An 18,116-nucleotide genomic window follows, 5' to 3' on the forward strand; every position below is an offset into this window, starting at 1 on the left:
CGATCGGCCGGGATCCGTGCCCGGTCAGGCCTCGCGCATCGGGATGCGTACGGCGTGCTCCTCCGCGACCTCGATGGCCCGATCGTAACCCGCGTCGGCGTGCCGGATGACGCCGGTCGCCGGGTCGTTGCTCAGCACCCGGGCGATCTTCTCGGCGGCGAGCGGGGTGCCGTCGGCCACGGTGACCTGCCCGGCGTGGATGGAGCGGCCGATGCCGACCCCGCCGCCGTGGTGGATCGACACCCAGGAGGCGCCCGAGGCCACGTTCACCATCGCGTTGAGCAGCGGCCAGTCCGCGATCGCGTCCGAGCCGTCGGCCATGCCCTCGGTCTCCCGGTACGGCGAGGCGACCGAGCCGCAGTCGAGGTGGTCGCGGCCGATCACGATCGGCGCGGCGAGCTCGCCGCGGGCGACCATGTCGTTGAACCGCTCGCCGGCCCGCTCCCGCTCGCCGTACCCGAGCCAGCAGATGCGGGCGGGCAGGCCCTGGAAGGCGACCTTCTCCCCGGCGAGCCGGATCCACCGGGCGAGCGACCGGTTCTCCGGGAACAGCTCGAGCACGGCCTGATCGGTGCGGGCGATGTCGGCCGGGTCGCCGGACAGCGCCACCCAGCGGAACGGGCCCTTGCCCTCGCAGAACAGCGGGCGGATGTAGGCGGGCACGAAGCCGGGGAAGTCGAAGGCGCGGTCGTACCCGGCGAGCCGCGCCTCGGCCCGGATGGAGTTGCCGTAGTCGAACACCTCGGCCCCGGCGTCGGCGAACCCGACCATCGCCGCCACGTGCCGGGCGATCGACTCGCGGGCGCGGCGGACGAATCCGGCCGGGTCCTTCTCCCGCTCGGCGGCCATGTCGCGGAACTCGGCGCCGAGCGGCAGGTAGGTGAGCGGGTCGTGCGCGCTGGTCTGGTCGGTCACCACGTCGATCTCGGCGCCGCGGCGCAGCAGCTCGGGCACGACGTGCGCGGCGTTGCCCTCGACGCCGATCGACAGCGGGCGGCGCTCGTCGCGGGCGGCGTAGGCGAGCCGCAGCGCCTCGTCGAGGTTCTCGGCGCGCAGGTCGAGGAAGCCGTGGCGCAGCCGCCGCTCGATGCTGCGCGGGTCGCAGTCGACGCAGATCGCCACCCCGCCGTTCATCGTGATCGCGAGCGGCTGGGCGCCGCCCATGCCGCCGAGGCCCGCGGTGAGGGTGATCGTCCCGGCGAGCGAGCCCTCGTCCGGGCGGATGCGCGCGGCGACCGCGGCGAAGGTCTCGTAGGTGCCCTGCAGGATGCCCTGGGTGCCGATGTAGATCCACGAGCCCGCGGTCATCTGGCCGTACATGGTGAGCCCGGCCCGCTCCAGCCGCCGGAACTCCTCCCAGTTCGCCCACTCGGGCACGAGGTTGGCGTTGGCGATGAGCACGCGCGGCGCCCACTCGTGGGTGCGCAGCACGCCCACCGGCCTGCCGGACTGGACGAGCAGGGTCTCGTCGTTCTCCAGGTCGGCGAGCACGCGGAGGATCGCCTCGAGGCTCGCCCGGTCGCGCGCCGCCTTGCCGGTCCCGCCGTACACCACGAGCTGCTCGGGGTGCTCGGCGACCTCGGGGTCGAGGTTGTTCCGGAGCATCCGGAGGGCCGCCTCCTGCGGCCAGCCCTTCGCGGTGCGCACGGGCCCGCGGGGTGCCCGGAGAGGAGCACTGGAGGACGCCATTGTCCGCCCCTTTCTCTCGTCGTCCGCGGGCCGTCGCGCCACGGGATCGCCGGGCGCGTGCCCTCGGACGGTGGTACGGCCGGCCGCCCGTGCCGGATCCGGGGGGATCGGGCGGGGGCGCGATCGGGGGTGGGGCATCCCGGCGGCCCGGCCACAGGGATGCCCCGATATCGCGCCGCCAGTCCCGGAACGCCCCGCACGAGCGATAACCGGGTACCGGATCTCTAGCGAAGGAGAGGCTCCGCCTTGGCGGAGGTTCCCGCTTTCCCGGGCCGTCAATCCCGCGGGCGGCAGGTGCCCGAACCATCCCGCTTCGCGCCGCCGTCCGGATCAGGCTTCGCCATACCCTCGGACGACGTTCGCCGGTATGCCCGGTAAATCGCGACATCACGGTTACTCGGCGCGTTCGCACGCCCGGCGGCCGGGCGCCGCGGCGGCTCTGCCGTACCGGCCGCGGCCGGGGCGGGACGGGCCTCGGGCGCGGCCGTTGCGCCGGTACGGGGTGCGCCCGGAGGCGCGCAGTCGGTCGGCAAGCGCATATCGGGTGCCCGGCCGAATGATCAGATCAGCTTCCCTTTTTCCTCACCACCGTAATGTCAGGATCGCCAATTCCTACGCACCGCCGTAATGTCAAGGTCGCTGATTGATCTTGGAATTCCGGAGGCGCGATCCCGGGCACGATCACCCGATTCCACGGTTCCGGCGACGGGCGAACAGGCGGCCCCTCGAGAACCGGCGCGGCCTCGCCATGAGCGGCGCGGAGATCCTGCACCGCAGGCCGTACCCCCACGCGGAGTACCGCAAGAAGGTCATCGAGCGGCAGATCGAGCCGATGCACGGGTGCGGCATCCGGGTGCGCCCGGACGGCAGACCCGGCGTGCGGGCGGCGCGCTCAGCCGATCCGCCGCACCGACCCCCGGACCACCACCTCGCCCGGCACGGCGACCACGCGCCCCCGGTACGGCTCGGCCGCGGGCGCCGGCCGCAGCGCGAGGTCGAGGGCGCGCTCGCCCATCCCCTCGGCCGGCGGCCGCACCGTGGTGAGGTCCGGCGAGCCGGCGTGGTCTCCGAACCCGGCCAGGGAGAGCGCGTCCGGCACCGGCACGCCGCGGGCGCGCAGCGTGTCGAGCGCGCCGAGGGCCATCGCGTCGCTCACCGCGAACAGGCACGTCGCATCGGTCCCCTCGGCGAGCAGGCGCTCGGCCGCGGCCCGGCCGCCGTCCCGGTCGCAGGCGGCGTGCAGCACCCGCGGGGCGGGCAGCCCGGCCCCGATCAGGCCCGCGGTGAACCCGGCCACCCGCTCGCGCACCTGCGGCAGCTCGGGCGGCCCGGCGAGCACGGCGAAGCGGCGGTGCCCGAGGGCGGCGAGCGCCTGCGCCAGCCGGGAGGCGCCGCCGCGGTCGTCGGGCACGACCAGGTCGACCGGCAGGTCCCCGAGCGGGCCCGCGCCGGGATCCGCCGCAGGCAGCTCCCGGGCGACGCACGCCACGCGGCCGCCGATCGCCTGGTAACGCTCCAGCTCGGCGCGGAGCCCGGATGCCACCGGCACGGCCACGGCGTCGACCCCGGCGAGCACGATCGCGCGGGCCCGCTGCGCGCGCAGGGTCGCGAGATGGGCGATCTCGCGTTCCGGGTCCCCCCGGCCCGCGCCGACCAGCACCGCGAGGCCGTCGCGCTCGGCGGCGCGCAGCACGCCGTCGGCGAGCGCGGCGAAGTACGGCTCGGCGAGGCCGGGCACGACGAGGCCGACGAGGTCGCTCGCGCCGTGCGCGAGGGTGCGGGCCACGAGGTTGGGGGTGTAGCCGAGCTGCCGGGCGGCCTTCTCCACCCGCTCGCGCAGCTCGCTGCCGACCCGGCGCGCGCTCGCCGGGCCGAGCACCCGGGACGCGGTGGCGAGCGAGACCCCGGCGAGGCGCGCCACGTCGTCGAGGGTGACCACCCCGCGCGGGTTCCGGGCCGTGCGGGTCCGCGCGCCGCGCCCGGCGCCCCGGGCCGCCCGGCGGCGCCCGCCGCCGTCGTGGGACGCGAGGCGCCCGTCCCGCCCCGGCGCCCGCCCGCCGCCGGGGACGCCGTCGGCCCGCGCCGCCTCCGCCGTACCGCCGCCCGGACCGGAACCGGCGGCCGCTCGTCCGTCCGGCGGGCCGGAGCGGGTGAGGCCCGCCCGGTCCCCCGCCCCCGTCCCGCCGCCGTCGGGCGCCCGGCCGGATAATCCGGCTAATCCACCGGTCGCCGACTCCTCGTGCACGTCCGATGACCCGTCGTGCCGATCCGTGGACGTACGATCACCCACGACGTTCCGCCCTATGACCACGTCTGTGCGCCTTCCGCCGCATTGTGGTTGTGGAGTCAAGTATCTCCCGTCCGGAGGGTGGACGTCAGCGGAGGTAACGGGGCGGACGGCGGCGGCGCAGCGCCCGCGGCGGCACGAAGCGCCGCTTGCGGGCCGGGACGCGGGGGCGCACCCGCCTGGCCCGCCGCGGCCGGTCCGCGGACGCGGTGATCGACGGCAGGTCGTGGCGGCCGGAGAGGAACTCCTGGAACGCGATCTTGGCGCGGATGACCGGCCGCCGCCAGCGGACCTCCCGGCGCATCGCCTTCGCCATCTTCCCCGGGTTGGGGCGGCGCGCGCCCGGGGCGAAGAACCAGCGGGCCCACGGCGAGCCCGGGCGGGCGAGCCGGATCGCGCCCACCACGAGCAGGACCGGCACGAACAGCCCGACCAGCCCGGTCCAGATCTTGCCCTTGAGCAGGGTGATGACCGCGAGCACGAGGTTGAGCACGAGCACCGCGACGGCGAGCCCGCCGTGCACCGGCACGCCGCCGATGCTCTCCCAGGTGAGCGGGCGCAGGCCGAGCAGCAGCAGCCCGGTCATCGCGACCGCGACGAACACCGCGTCGACCGAGGTGCGCCCCTCCTCCGACCAGTACACGTCGCGCAGGTGGAGGATGAGCGCGAACTCGTCGAGCACGAGCGCGGAGCCCACGCCGAAGACCGCCGCGGCGAACGCGTACCAGCCGGTGGAGTGCGCCGAGACGAGCAGCCCGGTCACCCCGCCGACGAGCATGAGCACCACGCCGAACACCACATGGTGGATGTGCAGGTCGCCGATGCTGACGTTGCGGAACCAGCCCACGCCCGCGCGGATCAGCCGCACGTGCACCCGGGTGACCACGAACGCGAGGATGAGCGCCACGAAGAAGCAGAACAGCGGCAGCCGCCGCTGTTCGACGATGGTCTCCTGGAACCACGTCAGCACGTTTCGGTCACCCCCCGGTCGGTCGACCCCGTCCCCAATCCCACCATCACCCGGGCGATGGCCGGACCGCGCGCGGGCCGCCGGGGAGGCGGGCGGGCGGGAGCGGCCGTGCCGTACCGACCGGCGGAAACACGGATTCGCCGCGCCCTCTGGCGGAAACCGCCCATCCTGCTACGCTGGCGGTGACACCGTGGATTCCGCGCGGGAGAGTGCCCCGGCAGCCGGTCGGGGCCGCCGAAGGAGCAATCCCCTCCCCGAGAACCTCTCAGGCCAACGAACCGCGCGGAAGTGGTGCCCTCTGGAAAGCAGGCCGGCACGGCCTCGCCGAAGGTGAAAGTCCGGTAAAGCCCGGGCGAAGCTCTCAGGCACAGATGACAGAGGGGGAGGATGCCCGACGATACTGCCCGCATCCGACCCAGCTGAGGTGCCGCAGCATGTCCCGATCCACACCGCTCCACGGCGTGCACGAGAGCCTCGGTGCGACCATGGTCGACTTCGCCGGATGGCGCATGCCGCTCCGGTACGGCAGCGAGTCCGCCGAGCACCGCGCCGTCCGCACCGCGGCCGGGCTGTTCGACCTGTCCCACATGGGGGAGATCTTCGTCACCGGACCTCAGGCCCCCGCGGCGCTCGACCACGCGGTGGTGAGCCGCGTGTCCGGGCTCGCGCCCGGCCGTGCCCGCTACACCATGCTCTGCGCGCCCGACGGGGGCGTGCTCGACGACCTGATCGTGTACCGGCTCTCCGCCGAGGAGTTCCTCGTCGTCGCCAACGCGGCCAACGCCGAGCGGGTCGCCGCCGAGCTCGCCGCCCGGGCTGACGGCTACGACGCGGTCGTCGCCGACCGGTCCGCGGCGCACGCGCTGCTCGCCGTACAGGGGCCGCGCTCCGCCGAGGTGCTCGCCGCGGCCGGGGTCGCCGACCTCGACCTCGGCGAGCTGCGGTACTACGCGGTACGGCCGGCGAAGGTGGCCGGGATCGGCGCGCTCGTGGCGCGCACCGGCTACACCGGCGAGGACGGGTTCGAGCTGTTCGTCGCCACCGACGACGCGGTGCGGCTGTGGCGGGCGCTGGCCGCGGCGGGCGAGCCGTACGGCCTGTGCCCGGCCGGGCTGGCGGCGCGCGACACGCTGCGGCTCGAGGCGGGGATGCCGCTGTACGGCAACGAGCTGACCACGGAGGTCACCCCGTTCGACGCCGGCCTGGGCCGGGTGGTGGACTTCGGCGACCCCGGCGAGCCGCGGGAGTTCGTCGGCCGGGCGGCGCTGGAGGCCGCCCGGGACGCCGCGGACGGCCCGCGCCGCCGCCTCGTCGGCCTCGTGGCGCGGGGACGGCGGGTCCCCCGGCGCGGGTACGCGGTGGTGAACGCCGCCGGCGGCGCGGTCGTCGGCGAGGTGACGAGCGGGGCGCCCTCTCCCACGCTCGGCAAGCCGATCGCGATGGCGTACCTGACCGGCCCGGCGATCGGACGGATGATCGGTAACGTGGCCGACGAGCGGATCGAAGGCCTGGCGGTGGACATCCGCGGCAGGCACGAGCCGGTCGACGTGGTCGATCTGCCCTTCTACAGGAGGAACAGGTGAGCAGCATCCCTGAGGAGCTCGGGTACAGCAAGGAGCACGAGTGGGTGGCCGGGCTCGACGACGGCCGGGTGGTGACGATCGGCATCACCGCGTACGCGGCCGAGCAGCTCGGCGACGTGGTGTACGTGCAGCTCCCCGAGGTGGGCGCCACGGTCCAGGCCGGTGACGCGGTCGGCGAGGTGGAGTCGGTCAAGTCGGTGAGCGACGTCTACTGCCCGGTGAGCGGCGAGGTGGTGGAGATCAACGAGGCGGTCGTCGACGACCCCTCGCTGATCAACTCCGATCCGTACGGCGAGGGCTGGCTGTTCAAGGTGCGCACCACCGGCGAGGCCGAGGAGCTGCTCAGCGCCGAGGAGTACGCGGCGCTCACCGCCGGCGACTCCTGACCGGGCTCGTTCGTCCTGTCGTGGCCCGCCTCCCGCGGGTGGGCCACGCGGCCGATCCGGCCTCTGGCTCGCGCCGACCTGGCCCGGTATAACCGGACGTACCACTCAGAGCAGATCAAACAGGGCGTCACGCGCGCCGCACCGACCGGGCGTGCGCGGGCGCCCGCCGGCAGGGGACCCGCCGACCCGACCGGGGCCGGCGGCGACACCGATACGGCCCACCGGCCGGAAAGGCGTGACCCATGGCCATCAGCGTCTTCGACCTGTTCAAGATCGGCATCGGCCCGTCGAGCTCGCACACCGGCGGCCCCATGGTCGCCGCGCACCGGTTCGCCCGCCTGCTGCACCGCGAGGGCCTGCTGGACAAGACCCGCCGCGTCCGGGCCGTGCTGTACGGCTCGCTCGGCCTCACCGGCAAGGGGCACGGCAGCGACAAGGCGGTGCTGCTCGGCCTCGCCGGGGAGACGCCCGAGCGCGTCGACGTCGACACCGCCGACGAGCGGGTGGCCGCGATGCGCGCCTCCGGCACGGTCCCGCTGCTCGGCACCCACGAGATCCCCTTCGTGGTCGGCGAGGACCTCGTCTTCGAGCGCGGTACCTCGCTCCCCCGCCACCCCAACGGTATGCGGTTCTCCGCCCTCGACGGCACGGGTGACGTGCTGCTGGAGAAGGTCTACTACTCGGTCGGCGGCGGCTTCGTGGTCGACGAGAACGCCACCGGCCCCGACCGCATCAAGCCCGACGACACGGCCCTGCCGTACCCGTTCACCACCGCGGCCGAGCTGCTCGCCCACTGCGCCGAGACCGGCCTGTCGATCTCCGGCGTGATGCTGGAGAACGAGCGCGCCTTCGGCCGCGACCCCGGCGAGATCCGCTCCCGCCTGCTCGAGCTGTGGCGGGTGATGACCGAGTGCATCCGCCGCGGCTGCACCCGCGAGGGCGTGCTCCCCGGCGGCCTCAAGGTCCGCCGCCGCGCCGCGCAGCTCTACCGGCGGCTGCAGAGCGAGGCCCCGGAGAAGGACCCGCTGCAGACGATGGACTGGGTGAGCCTGTTCGCCCTCGCGGTCAACGAGGAGAACGCCGCGGGCGGCCGGGTCGTCACCGCCCCCACCAACGGCGCCGCCGGGATCATCCCCGCCGTGCTCAGCTACTACGACCGCTTCGTCCCCGGCTCCGACGACGACGGCATCGTCCGCTTCCTGCTCACCGCGGGCGCGATCGGCGTGCTGTTCAAGGAGAACGCGTCGATCTCCGGCGCGGAGGTCGGCTGCCAGGGCGAGGTCGGCTCCGCCTGCTCCATGGCCGCCGCCGGCCTCACCGAGGCCCTCGGCGGCACCCCCGAGCAGGTGGAGAACGCCGCCGAGATCGGCATCGAGCACAACCTCGGCCTCACCTGCGACCCCATCGGCGGCCTCGTCCAGATCCCCTGCATCGAACGCAACGCGGTCGCCTCGGTCAAGGCGATCGCCGCCTCCCGCATCGCCCTCCGCGGCGACGGCCACCACTTCGTCTCCCTGGACAAGGCCATCGCCACCATGCGCGCCACCGGCCGCGACATGCTCGACAAGTACAAGGAAACCAGCCGCGGCGGCCTCGCCGTCAACGTCATCGAGTGCTGAGCTGCCGGTGATCGGCTTTCCGGCCTGGGCGGCACCGTCATTTCTCTCATGGGCGGGCGGCGCCCGTGATTCGCGCAAGCGAATGTGGTGTCGGTGCGCTCGGTGAGGCACCTACCACGTATCCATTCCCCCACCGCCGCATGCCGAAGAACTCTCACAGATCGTCACACGCGCCACGAGATATCCCCGGGCATGACGACCGTGGACTGCGTGTTCTGGATCCGCCATTTCATGGCGATGTTCCGTGATCACATCTCTGCGGGCCTGGAACGGAGCCCACGTGATTCACGCGACGGCCTGGAGGCCCCGAACCGAGGGGAGAGCGTGTCATGGGATTGGTCGATGGAATACAGCCGACGGTAGCAATCGACCGGGAGTCTCGGGCGGCGGGGCATTATATATCTGCAGCCTCGTGACCCGGATCATGAAGAATGATATTATGCGGACTCCACGTTTTCCAGGGACGACAGGTTTCGTCTCGACCGCTAGGCTTATTGGCCATGGACGAGTGGCCGCTCACACTCGACGTCGAAGGGCTCATGGCCGCCGGCTGGCGCCCCACACCATTCCGAGAATTCATCTTGAAAATCCACAGTCGATGCGACCTCGCCTGCAGTTATTGCTACATGTACAAAATGGCGGATTCGGGCTGGCGGGACCGACCGAAAACCATGTCCTCGGAAATCGTCGCCGCGACGGCGCAGCGGATCGCGGAGCATGTACAGGCGCACGGCCTACCGAAGATCGAGGTCATCCTGCACGGCGGCGAGCCACTGCTCGCGGGCCCGATGGCGATCCGCCGCATCGTCACCGGCATACGCTCTGCGGTCGGCGAGCGCACCCGGGTCGCGGTCAGCCTGCAGACCAATGGCCTGCTGCTCGACGCACGCTACCTACGGCTCTTCGACGAACTCGGCATACAGGTCGGGGTGAGTCTCGACGGCGACGAGGCCGCGCACGACCGCAATCGTCGCCGGGCGGACGGCCGGGGCAGCCACCGCCGGGTCGTCGAGGCGCTCGGCCTGCTCACCGGGCCGCCCTATCGCCGGGTGTTCGCCGGGCTGCTCTGCACGATCGACCTCAGGAACGATCCGATCGACGTCTACGAGGCACTACTCGAGTTCGACCCGCCCACCATCGACTTCCTGCTCCCCCACGGCAACTGGACCATCCCGCCACCCGGCCGCGTCCCGGACGACCCTGCCACGCCGTACGCGGACTGGCTGATCGCGGTCTTCAACCGCTGGTACGACACGCCTCACGACGTTCCCCGCGTCCGAATGTTCGACGAGATCATCCACCTGCTGCTGGGCGGCGCCTCCACGACCGAGCTGGTGGGCCTCTCGCCGGCCGCGATGGTCGTGGTGGAGACCGACGGCGCCATCGAGCAGACCGACCTCCTCAAGTCCGCCTACCACGGTGCCGCGGCCACCGGCCTGCATGTCCTGCGCAACTCGTTCGACGATGCGCTGCGCCTGCCCACGATCGTGGCCCGCCAGATCGGCCGCGCGGCCCTCGCCGCGCAATGCCGTGCCTGCCGGGTGTCCGCCGTCTGCGGGGGCGGGCTCTACGTGCACCGCTACCGCGCGGGGAGCGGGTTCGCCAACCCCTCCGTGTACTGCCCGGACCTGTTCCGCCTCATCGCGCATATCAGGAGCCGCGTCGCGGCCGACCTCGCCGTCGCACGGAACCCATCTTCGAGGAGCGCCGATGAAACCGCGTGAGCATCGCATCCCGGTTCGGATGTTCGCCGAACTCGCCGACGGAGGTGGCGGACCGTCCGCCGTCGCCCAGCTCGCCGCGGCGCAACACAGCAAACACGTGCTCCTCGTGCGCGGTGTGGTGGAGGCGGCGAAGGCGGTGGGCCATCCCGACGCCGGGATGGCCCGCCGCGCCTACGACCTGCTCGCCGCCATCCAGAGCCGGGACGACGACGCCGTCGACACGGTCCTGCGGCACCCCTCCGTCGGGGCCTGGTCGCGGGACACCATCAACGCGCTCCGCGAAAGGCGCCCCGGTGCCACTCCCCGCGGGCTCGCCGCCCTCGCAGCGGCCGCGGCGATTCGATCGGGCACAGAGTGCGAGGTCGACGTACCGGCGGTCGAGGGCGTGGTGACCCTTCCCTCGCTCGGCCAGGCGGTGCTGCCGCCCACCGCTACCGAGGCGACGGTGCACAGCAGGGCAGACGGTGCCGAAGTCTCCGGAGCCGGAGTGATCGTGACGATCCCGGCAGACCCGAGCCGGGACGGCCCGGGATGGCGTGGGCTGCGCACGGTCTCCGCCGAGGCCGACGGCGTGCCGCTGCGCCTCGTCATCGACGACCTCGATCCGTACCGCATGCCCGGCGCCGCGAACATGGGTGGCCGGCTGAGCGGCGGCGATGTCGCGCGCTGGCAGGAGACGCTGCAGGCGGCGTGGCGGCTACTCGTGCGACACCATCGCACCGTCGCCGACGAGGTGCGGACCGCGATCAGCGTGCTCACACCGCTACGTACGCCACCCGCGGGCGGCCAGTCGAGCGCTACCTCGCGCGAGACCTTCGGCTGCGTGGCGTTGTCGACACCGCCCGATCCAGCCGCTTTCGCGGTCACTCTCACCCACGAGACGCAGCACGCCAAGCTCTCGGCCCTGCTCGATATCGTCCCGCTGACCGAGCCCGATGACGGGTCCCGCCACTACGCACCCTGGCGCGAGGACCCTCGCCCCATACCCGGCCTGCTCCAGGGCGCCTACGCCTATTTAGGTGTGACCGACTTCTGGCGACGGCAGCGCCGGATCGAGACCGGCCGTGCCGAGCTCGAGGCGAGCGCGGAGTTCTGCCGCTGGCGTGAGGGCGCGTACCTGGTGACACGCACGCTCATGCGCAGCGGGCGGCTGACCCCAGAGGGCGAGGCGTTCACCGCCCGCATGGCCCAGCGGCTCAAGCTCTGGGCGGACGAGCCGGTCTCGACCGCCGCCCGTGAGCTGGCCCGGCGGCGAGCTGAGCGGCACCGGGCGCGCTGGCGCGAACGCAACGGCATGGAGCCGGACGCCCCATGACGCCCTGGCGCTCAGACGGCGGGCGGGTCGAAGTCAAAGTCGAGCCGCCGGTTGCTACGCGCCACCTCCGTGTCAGGGTGACCGGGGCCCAGCACCCGCTCGTACCGAGTGATGGTGTCGGTGAGCAGCTCCTCGGCGCGCCTCACCTCGCCCAGCGCGCGCATGTCGATGGCGAGGTTGGTGGCGCAGGCGAGGGTGAGCGGGTGAGCGGCGCCCAGCAGGTCACGCAGCATCTCCAGTGTCGCGTCGCCCAGCTCACAGGCCAAGGCGACCTCACCGAGCTCGGCCAAGTCGCTAGCGAGGTTGATCGCGCAGGTGAGCGAGTAGGGGTGCTTCCGGCTGAGGCTGACGTCGAACCCTGCAAGGCATTTCTCGTTGAGCGCGCGGGCCTCCGTCGCCTTGCCGGTTACCCGGAGCAGCAGGGCGAGGTTCAACTCGGAACCGAAGGTGAACGGGTGGTTTCGGCCGTACGTCCGGGCGAAGCGCTCGGCAGAGTCGCGCAGCAGCTCGAGCGCCTCGCTGAGCTCGCCCCTGGTGCGCTGGACGTTCGCAAGACACGTCGCCGCGGCGAGGGCGTCGGGATGGTCGCGACCGAACCGACGTTCCACTCGTGAATAGGTTTGCCGAGCGAGTTCGTACGCCTCGTCGATCTGCCCGGCCCGACGCTTGGCGATGGAAAGGTCGTTGGCGGTTCGCAGCGTCCAGGGATGATCAGCACCGAGCTCCTGGATGCCGAACTCGTAGGCGTCCTCTCCGATGTCGCAAGCGGCGAAGTAGTTACCGCGGAGCCGTACCACGCGGGCGAGGTTGGTCCATGCGATCAGCACCGCCTGTTTGTCGAGCCGCACCCCGCGCCGCTGCAGGTTGTAGGCGTCCTGCTGCAGCTCGTGGGCCTTGGCGTAGTCGCCGAGGAGCATGTAGTCCACCGCGAGGTTGTTCATCGCCCGGGCGGTCCGGCGGTGGTCCGGGCCGAACACCTGCCGATGGCGGCTCAGCGACTCGATGTCGTGCTTTAGCGCGTCGGCGAAGTCGCCGCGCTGCCGGAGGTCGCCGCCGAAGCTGTTGGACAGCAGAAGCGTCTCCTCATGGTCTCGGCCCAACACGTGGCGCATCCGGTCCAGCGTTACACGATTCAGCTCGAACGAGCGCCGATAATCCCCGAGCTCGCGCAACACCGTGCCGAGGTGCCGCTGTCCCACGAGCACGAGCCAGTTGTTGTCTCCGCTATCGCTCTTCCACTGCGTGACCATGCCCTGAACCAGGTCACGGGCGGACTGGTACTGCCCGGAGGAGTAGAGGTAGCGCACGATGTTCAGCGCGAACTTCCGAATGCGCTCGTCCCGGCACACCGCGACCTCGGCGGGGGTCACGTGGGCGAGCAGCTCCGCGTAGCGCGGCCAGTCGGCGTTGTCCTCGCTGCGCAGCGGGGCCTCCGCCGCCGCCAGCAGCAGGTGTACCTCGTGCCGGAAGGACCGACGCTCCTCCTCGGTGAGCTCGGCACGCAGCAGCGCCTGTACCAGCCGGTGCACCTGGAGGGTCCGGCTCTCGGAGTCGATCCGGACCAGCGCGAAGCGGCCCAGCTCCCGGATCGTCTTGCTAAGCAGGATCGGATCGGCGAGCAGCCTGGCCAGCCGAGAGTCGGCGGCGAACTCCTCCGGCAGCATGCTGAAGACGTCCCGGGGAATCGGCTCCGGTCCGAAGAATGCGCAGCAATGCAGAAGTTCCAGCGCCTCGGGGAGCCGTTGCGCGATCTGGGCCACCGACAGCGACCACGCGGCCGTCACGGAGAGGGGGTAGTCGGCCGCCTTGTTCGCATCGAGGAGCTGCGTCGCCCGCTCCTTGAGCAGCCGCAGGTATTCGTCGACCGACATCGCGGTCTCCGCCTGCAGTGCGCCGGCCTGCTCCAGCGCGAGTGGGAGGTCACCGAGCTCCTCGGCGAGTCGGTCTGCGTCCTCGACGGTGAAGGTGCGGGGAGCCCGCTTGCGAAGGAACTCGATGCTCTCTTCCCGCGTGAAGACGTCGACCGCCACGGTGTCGACCACGCCCTGCCAAGCGTGGTTGCGGGACGTGATGAGCACGTGACCCGGACCGTGCGGAAGCACGTCCTGAATGTCCTCCGGACGGTCTGCGTTGTCGAATATCAGCAGCCATTTCTCGTACGGCTTGCCGCGCCGCAGTGCGTCCAGCACGGCGGTGACGGCGTCCTCGATGCCGGTCGCGGTGGCGTTGGGCAGCCCGAGGTGCGGCGCGAGGGCGGCGAGCGCGGAGCGCACCAGGATCGGCTGATCTGCCGGGATCCACCAGACAAGGTCGTACTCGTGCCCGTACCGGTACGCGTACTCGATCGTGACCTGGGTCTTGCCGACACCGCCGAACCCGTGCAGCGCGTGTGGCACGACGGCGGTGACGTCTGAGCCGATCGTGTCGTGCAGCCTCTCGAGAAGCTCCTCGCGACCCGTGAAGTTCTTGTTCCGCTGGGGAATCCTACCCCAGACCTGAGGTTGCCGCCCGGGTAGACGGGGAGAACTCAAAGAGTCCGCCACAGACATGTAACCGCCTCTCTCGTGAAATGCCGAGGCCAGCTTGATCGCCGCGCCACTCCGAGGGATATCAACGATGTTCCCATCAGGCCGTACTGAGAATCGTAACGGTCTCGGTACGGAAGCGGATCATCTCATCCAATATCGGCCTAAGAGTTTAGGGCGTCTAAGAGCTAAGGTGGTGTCATGTCTGACGAGACCGTGGGTGGAGGCCTGCTCGATGTCGCCGGGCTTAGCCTCCGTGATCTGGATCGGATCGATCGTCCGGTTCTCCGCCGCGCGATACAGCGCATTGTCGACGTCAAGGATACCGGACCGGTGGCGGGATTCAGTGCACACGTGGAGGACGACGAGTTACCCCAAACAGGGGAATTTCGGTCATCTGATCACGCCAAAACTTGACATAGCGCTGGCCCATATGGGAAATAGAAGCTTCGAGACGGATCGTTTCCGGGCCGTCAGAGCAGCTCAGCGGACGAGACGGACAGGCGCTTGGTCGACCGGCTCCGCAGGGGAATCGCACACCTTGCCTCGGTGTCAGCACGTGCAGGGGCAGACCGCCCACTGGCGAGCGACCGAGCGATCGCTGCGCTGTGCGGTTCGGTTCCTCATCCATCGACCACCACCCACAGGCGCGCGGGGTGTAGGCCGCCGAGATCCGGGACGCCGTCGGCCTCCGCCGTCGGCTGCGGAGGCTTGGGAAGAACGCGTCGGCCGTTTCCCACGATGTCCATCCCCTTTTCGCTTCCGGCACCCCAAACCAGCACCACGACGACTTTCTTGCCGACGCCCTGCGGGTAGATGGGAAGGGCCCACAGATGGCGATCTCCCGATGGTGGCGGATGGGTATGGCGGGCGTCCCTCGCAACCGACTGTCGGCCAGTTGTCGTCCACCACCTGCGAGTGGCGCCCATCCCCTCGTGCTCACCGAGCCCCGACCACTTGATGTAGGCGCTGAACATGGTGGACAGGCGGCGAATGGGCGGCATACGAAGCCGGCAGCGATCCTCGAGGGGATGACGATGCGCCCGCTCCTGTCTGTGGGCCGCAAACGCCGTGAACTGAGGACGCGGCTCCCATCCTGGGTGGACGGCACGGTACGGAACGCGAAGGAAGAGACGTGCCGTTCCCTGACACAGCGCCTGAACAGGTGGAACGTCTCGATTGTCCTGGGTGCTGACACGGGGTTGTGCGCCGTACTGCAACGCAGGATGGTGGGCTCGTGAGCACGGTGCGAACCATGATGACCCCGCGAGGGCGCACCGGTTGCCCCTACGTCGGGCTAAGGCCCTTCACCGGCGAGGAGCACGGCCTGTTCTTCGGGCGTGATCGGGAGGCCCGGGACGTCGCCGTCATCTGGCAGGCGACCGGGCTCACTGTGCTGTTCGGGGCGTCCGGCGTAGGCAAGACCTCCCTGCTACACGCGGGCGTAGTGCCGCGCATCGATCCGGCGCGGGCTGACGTCTTGCCGATTGCTCGTCCCGCGCCGCGGCCCAGTGGCCGCCCAGGGGCAGGGCCGTACCCGCCTCCGGGGGTTAACCGGTACGTGCTGGAGCTGCTGTCCGCTTGGGCGCCGGATCAGCCACCGGCCACGCTCGCGCATCTGACGATCTCGGAGTTTCTCGCCAGGAGACCGGTACGGTACGACCGCTACGGTGACCCGGTCCCGGTTCTCGCAGCGATCGACCAAGCGGAAGAGCTGTTCAGCGGCCCGGTGCAGTGGAAGGCCGAACGGACGGCATGCCTGGAGCAACTCGCCCAGGCGGCGTGCGAGCACGACGGGCTGCATCTGCTGCTCTCGCTTCGCGAGGAATACCTGGCGGCCGTGCTCCCCTACGAGCGGCCGCTCGGGCACGGGTCACGGGCACGGTTCCACCTGCTGCCGTTCACCCCGGAGGCCGCGCTCGAGGCGGTCATCGGTCCTCTTCGGCACACCGATCGCTCCTTCGGCCCGGGGGCGGCCGAGGTGCTCGTTGATGACCTGCGCACCGTCACGTTCGTCAACGACGAGGGCCGGAGAACGCGGCTCGTCGTCGACGAGGTCGAGCCGGTCCAGCTCCAGGTGGTCTGCTCGGCGCTGTGGGAATCCTTACCGCCCGAGGTGACCAGGATCACGGCCGAGCATGTGCGCGCCTACGCCGACGTCGACCGGTTCCTCGTGGGGTTCTGCCGCCGGGCGCTGCAGGAGGTGGCGGACGCGCACGGGATCACGGTGGGCGAGCTCCGGCACTGGTTGAGCAGCAACTTCATCACCGAGCACGGCACGCGGAGCGTGGTGAACGAGGGCCTGCAGGAGACCGCCGGCATGCCGAACGCGATCGCCCGGGCTCTTGAGGACCGGCACATGCTACGGGCGGAATACCGGATCAACAGCCGCTGGTACGAGTTACAGCACGACCGCCTGATCTCTGCAATCCGCCGTCCGGAGTCCCCTGCCGCCGACCTGGAGCAGGCGCGCAAGGCCCTCGCGGAGGGAAGATGGGAGGCGGCTCGTGAGCTGGCCGAGGAGGCCGCGCGGGTGGCTGAGATCGAGGACACCTGGGTGCGGGCCGAGGCCCAGGCGATTCTGGGCGAAGTGGATGCCGCGAGCGGCGACGTCGCATCAGCGCATCGGCGGTTCGAGGAGGCCGCCGAGACATTCGCACTGCTCCAGCAGTTCGGCAAAGTCGCCGGCGTTCTCGCGGCGCAAGGGCGGCTCCGGCTCGCCCAAGGCGAGTACGCCACGGCGGTGGAGACGCTCAAGACCGCGCTGACCTGGGCGCCGGGCGACGTGTCCGTACAGCTCGCCCTGGGTCAGGCGCTCTGGCTTTCGGGGCAGCCGCACGCTGCCCTGGCTTGCCTCAACGGCACCGTGGAGCGAGCCGACCGGCCACCCGCTGACGCGCTGGCGCTGCGCGGGGAGATCCTCGCCGACCTGGGCCGGGCGCGGGACGCACTGCGCGATCTGGCCCGGGTTCGGTCACATCTCCGGCCGGCGACGTTGGCTGCACGTGCGCTGGCGTTCGCGCTCACCGGGCGGCACGACGTAGCCGAGCAGGACGCGCTCGACGCGGTCGACACGGCGGGCGGTCTCGGCAGTGAGCCGCAGAACGTGCCGGACGGTCGCGCACCCGCCTTGCTGCGGGCGGCGCGCACGCATGAGCTGCTCGGCGATCTGGTGCGGGCGGCCATGCTCGCCAAGCAGGCACTCGAGACACCCGGCCTGCCGCCGCACCTGCGCCGACAGGCCGACGAGCTACTCGCACGGATAGCGTGACCGGCGGGGCACCTCGGACCACAAGGTTTGGACCGCGCTTCCAGGAGAGCAAGCAGTATCCGAAGGCACGCGCGGTCTCCACGGTTTTGGAATCAAGCCGCTCCGGCATGCTCGTCAGTGCGGCGAGGACGCCGCGCAGGAGATCACACCGAGTCGTCGAACCGCCGGAAGCGAGTACAGCGCATTCTCCTACGGGGAGCCGAGAAACGACGACCCGCACTGACCCGTACTTTTGCACGAGAAGCGCGTACCGCAATAGGCGGTAAATGTCGGCGGAGAGCAACCTCATCGCTGAGACGACGCCGCGAACGTTCCGCCCACTCCTGAATGCCTGCGACAGAGGGCCTTCTGCTGACGATGGGCCGTGGAGTGGCCCGGTCGACAGCTTGGATACGGTCTCGGTATGGTCGCCGGCACCAACAGCACATTCGGCTTGGGAAGCGGCACGGCTGCCTCATGCCTTCGGCAAGTGAATCCACGGCAATGCTGCGTACGACGAAAACAAAGACGAAGACGTGAGAACGCACTCGTCATCGTTCGGCAATTCTGAAGATCGTACATCAGGAGCGGCGGTGAATAATCACACTCCTCTCCTCTCAAGGGATCTAATACCAGATGTTGGCCGACCACGGTCGAGATCCCCGTGCGGTCAAGTTTCACATTTCCCAATTTTCCTGATCTGATCACAGGGCGCGATCTCACTCACCGCCCGGACGACGGACTATCCTGTTTTGGCCGCGTCGGCGG

At 71.0% G+C, this 18,116-nt stretch carries 11 protein-coding genes and 1 riboswitch; of the genes, 7 read left to right on the forward strand and 4 right to left on the reverse strand.

Translation table 11 applies throughout. From position 1 onward, the window contains the following. Positions 1 to 24: 24 nt before the first annotated feature. From hutU to FHX40_RS16345, 3 genes are all read right to left on the reverse strand, one after another. Positions 25 to 1,689, reverse strand: coding sequence for a urocanate hydratase (hutU, locus tag FHX40_RS16335; RefSeq protein ID WP_142260427.1), 1,665 nt, complete (start codon positions 1,687 to 1,689; stop codon positions 25 to 27). 892 nt (positions 1,690 to 2,581) lie between these two features. Beyond that, positions 2,582 to 3,979, reverse strand: coding sequence for a LacI family DNA-binding transcriptional regulator (locus FHX40_RS16340; protein WP_306465714.1), 1,398 nt, complete (start codon positions 3,977 to 3,979; stop codon positions 2,582 to 2,584). An 85-nt stretch (positions 3,980 to 4,064) separates the two neighbouring features. Further along, positions 4,065 to 4,946: a hypothetical protein gene (locus FHX40_RS16345; protein ID WP_229788949.1), complete on the reverse strand. Its 882-nt coding sequence runs from the start codon at positions 4,944 to 4,946 to the stop codon at positions 4,065 to 4,067. 192 nt (positions 4,947 to 5,138) lie between these two features. Continuing rightward, a riboswitch (glycine riboswitch) is annotated at positions 5,139 to 5,237 on the forward strand. A 143-nt stretch (positions 5,238 to 5,380) separates the two neighbouring features. Here FHX40_RS16345 and gcvT point away from each other — a divergent pair. The 5 genes from gcvT to FHX40_RS16370 all read left to right on the forward strand — a co-directional run bounded on the left by gcvT (position 5,381) and on the right by FHX40_RS16370 (position 11,573). Next, a complete protein-coding gene (gene gcvT / locus FHX40_RS16350; RefSeq protein WP_142260428.1) occupies positions 5,381 to 6,529 on the forward strand; it encodes a glycine cleavage system aminomethyltransferase GcvT in 1,149 nt (382 codons plus the stop codon). Beyond that, complete coding sequence (gene gcvH / locus FHX40_RS16355) at positions 6,526 to 6,915, forward strand: glycine cleavage system protein GcvH (RefSeq protein ID WP_142260429.1); 390 nt, start codon at positions 6,526 to 6,528, stop codon at positions 6,913 to 6,915. Before gcvT ends, gcvH begins: the two co-directional genes overlap by 4 nt. 242 nt (positions 6,916 to 7,157) lie before the next feature. After that, positions 7,158 to 8,534, forward strand: coding sequence for an L-serine ammonia-lyase (locus FHX40_RS16360; RefSeq protein WP_142260430.1), 1,377 nt, complete (start codon positions 7,158 to 7,160; stop codon positions 8,532 to 8,534). Between the two features lie 500 nt (positions 8,535 to 9,034). Then, positions 9,035 to 10,258, forward strand: coding sequence for an FxsB family cyclophane-forming radical SAM/SPASM peptide maturase (locus FHX40_RS16365; RefSeq protein ID WP_142260431.1), 1,224 nt, complete (start codon positions 9,035 to 9,037; stop codon positions 10,256 to 10,258). Continuing rightward, positions 10,245 to 11,573: an HEXXH motif domain-containing protein gene (locus FHX40_RS16370; protein ID WP_142260432.1), complete on the forward strand. Its 1,329-nt coding sequence runs from the start codon at positions 10,245 to 10,247 to the stop codon at positions 11,571 to 11,573. The genes FHX40_RS16365 and FHX40_RS16370 overlap by 14 nt, the downstream gene beginning before the upstream one ends. A gap of 11 nt (positions 11,574 to 11,584) precedes the next feature. Here FHX40_RS16370 and fxsT read toward each other — a convergent pair whose 3' ends face one another. Further along, positions 11,585 to 14,122 carry an FxSxx-COOH system tetratricopeptide repeat protein gene (fxsT, locus tag FHX40_RS16375; protein WP_142260433.1) on the reverse strand — a complete coding sequence of 846 codons (2,538 nt, stop codon included), beginning with the start codon at positions 14,120 to 14,122 and terminating at the stop codon, positions 11,585 to 11,587. Between the two features lie 177 nt (positions 14,123 to 14,299). On the opposite strand from fxsT, the gene FHX40_RS16380 reads away from it, so the two are divergent. Continuing rightward, on the forward strand, positions 14,300 to 14,515 hold the full coding sequence (locus FHX40_RS16380) for a hypothetical protein (protein ID WP_142260434.1): 216 nt from the start codon (positions 14,300 to 14,302) through the stop codon (positions 14,513 to 14,515). 841 nt (positions 14,516 to 15,356) lie between these two features. Further along, entirely contained in the window at positions 15,357 to 17,369 is a 2,013-nt protein-coding gene (locus FHX40_RS16385) for a tetratricopeptide repeat protein (protein WP_342353871.1), read from the forward strand. Positions 17,370 to 18,116: the final 747 nt, after the last annotated feature.

It is taken from the genome of Thermopolyspora flexuosa (assembly GCF_006716785.1).
Classification (GTDB): domain Bacteria; phylum Actinomycetota; class Actinomycetes; order Streptosporangiales; family Streptosporangiaceae; genus Thermopolyspora; species Thermopolyspora flexuosa.

Excerpts from the sequence above, each read along its gene's own strand:
- hutU (WP_142260427.1), bottom strand. The coding sequence starts at position 1,689 with ATGGCGTCCTCCAGTGCTCCTCTCCGGGCACCCCGCGGGCCCGTGCGC.
- gcvT (WP_142260428.1), top strand. The coding sequence starts at position 5,381 with ATGTCCCGATCCACACCGCTCCACGGCGTGCACGAGAGCCTCGGTGCG.
- FHX40_RS16360 (WP_142260430.1), top strand. The coding sequence starts at position 7,158 with ATGGCCATCAGCGTCTTCGACCTGTTCAAGATCGGCATCGGCCCGTCG.
- FHX40_RS16365 (WP_142260431.1), top strand. The coding sequence starts at position 9,035 with ATGGACGAGTGGCCGCTCACACTCGACGTCGAAGGGCTCATGGCCGCC.
- FHX40_RS16370 (WP_142260432.1), top strand. The coding sequence starts at position 10,245 with ATGAAACCGCGTGAGCATCGCATCCCGGTTCGGATGTTCGCCGAACTC.
- fxsT (WP_142260433.1), bottom strand. The coding sequence starts at position 14,122 with ATGTCTGTGGCGGACTCTTTGAGTTCTCCCCGTCTACCCGGGCGGCAA.
- FHX40_RS16380 (WP_142260434.1), top strand. The coding sequence starts at position 14,300 with ATGTCTGACGAGACCGTGGGTGGAGGCCTGCTCGATGTCGCCGGGCTT.
- FHX40_RS16385 (WP_342353871.1), top strand. The coding sequence starts at position 15,357 with ATGACCCCGCGAGGGCGCACCGGTTGCCCCTACGTCGGGCTAAGGCCC.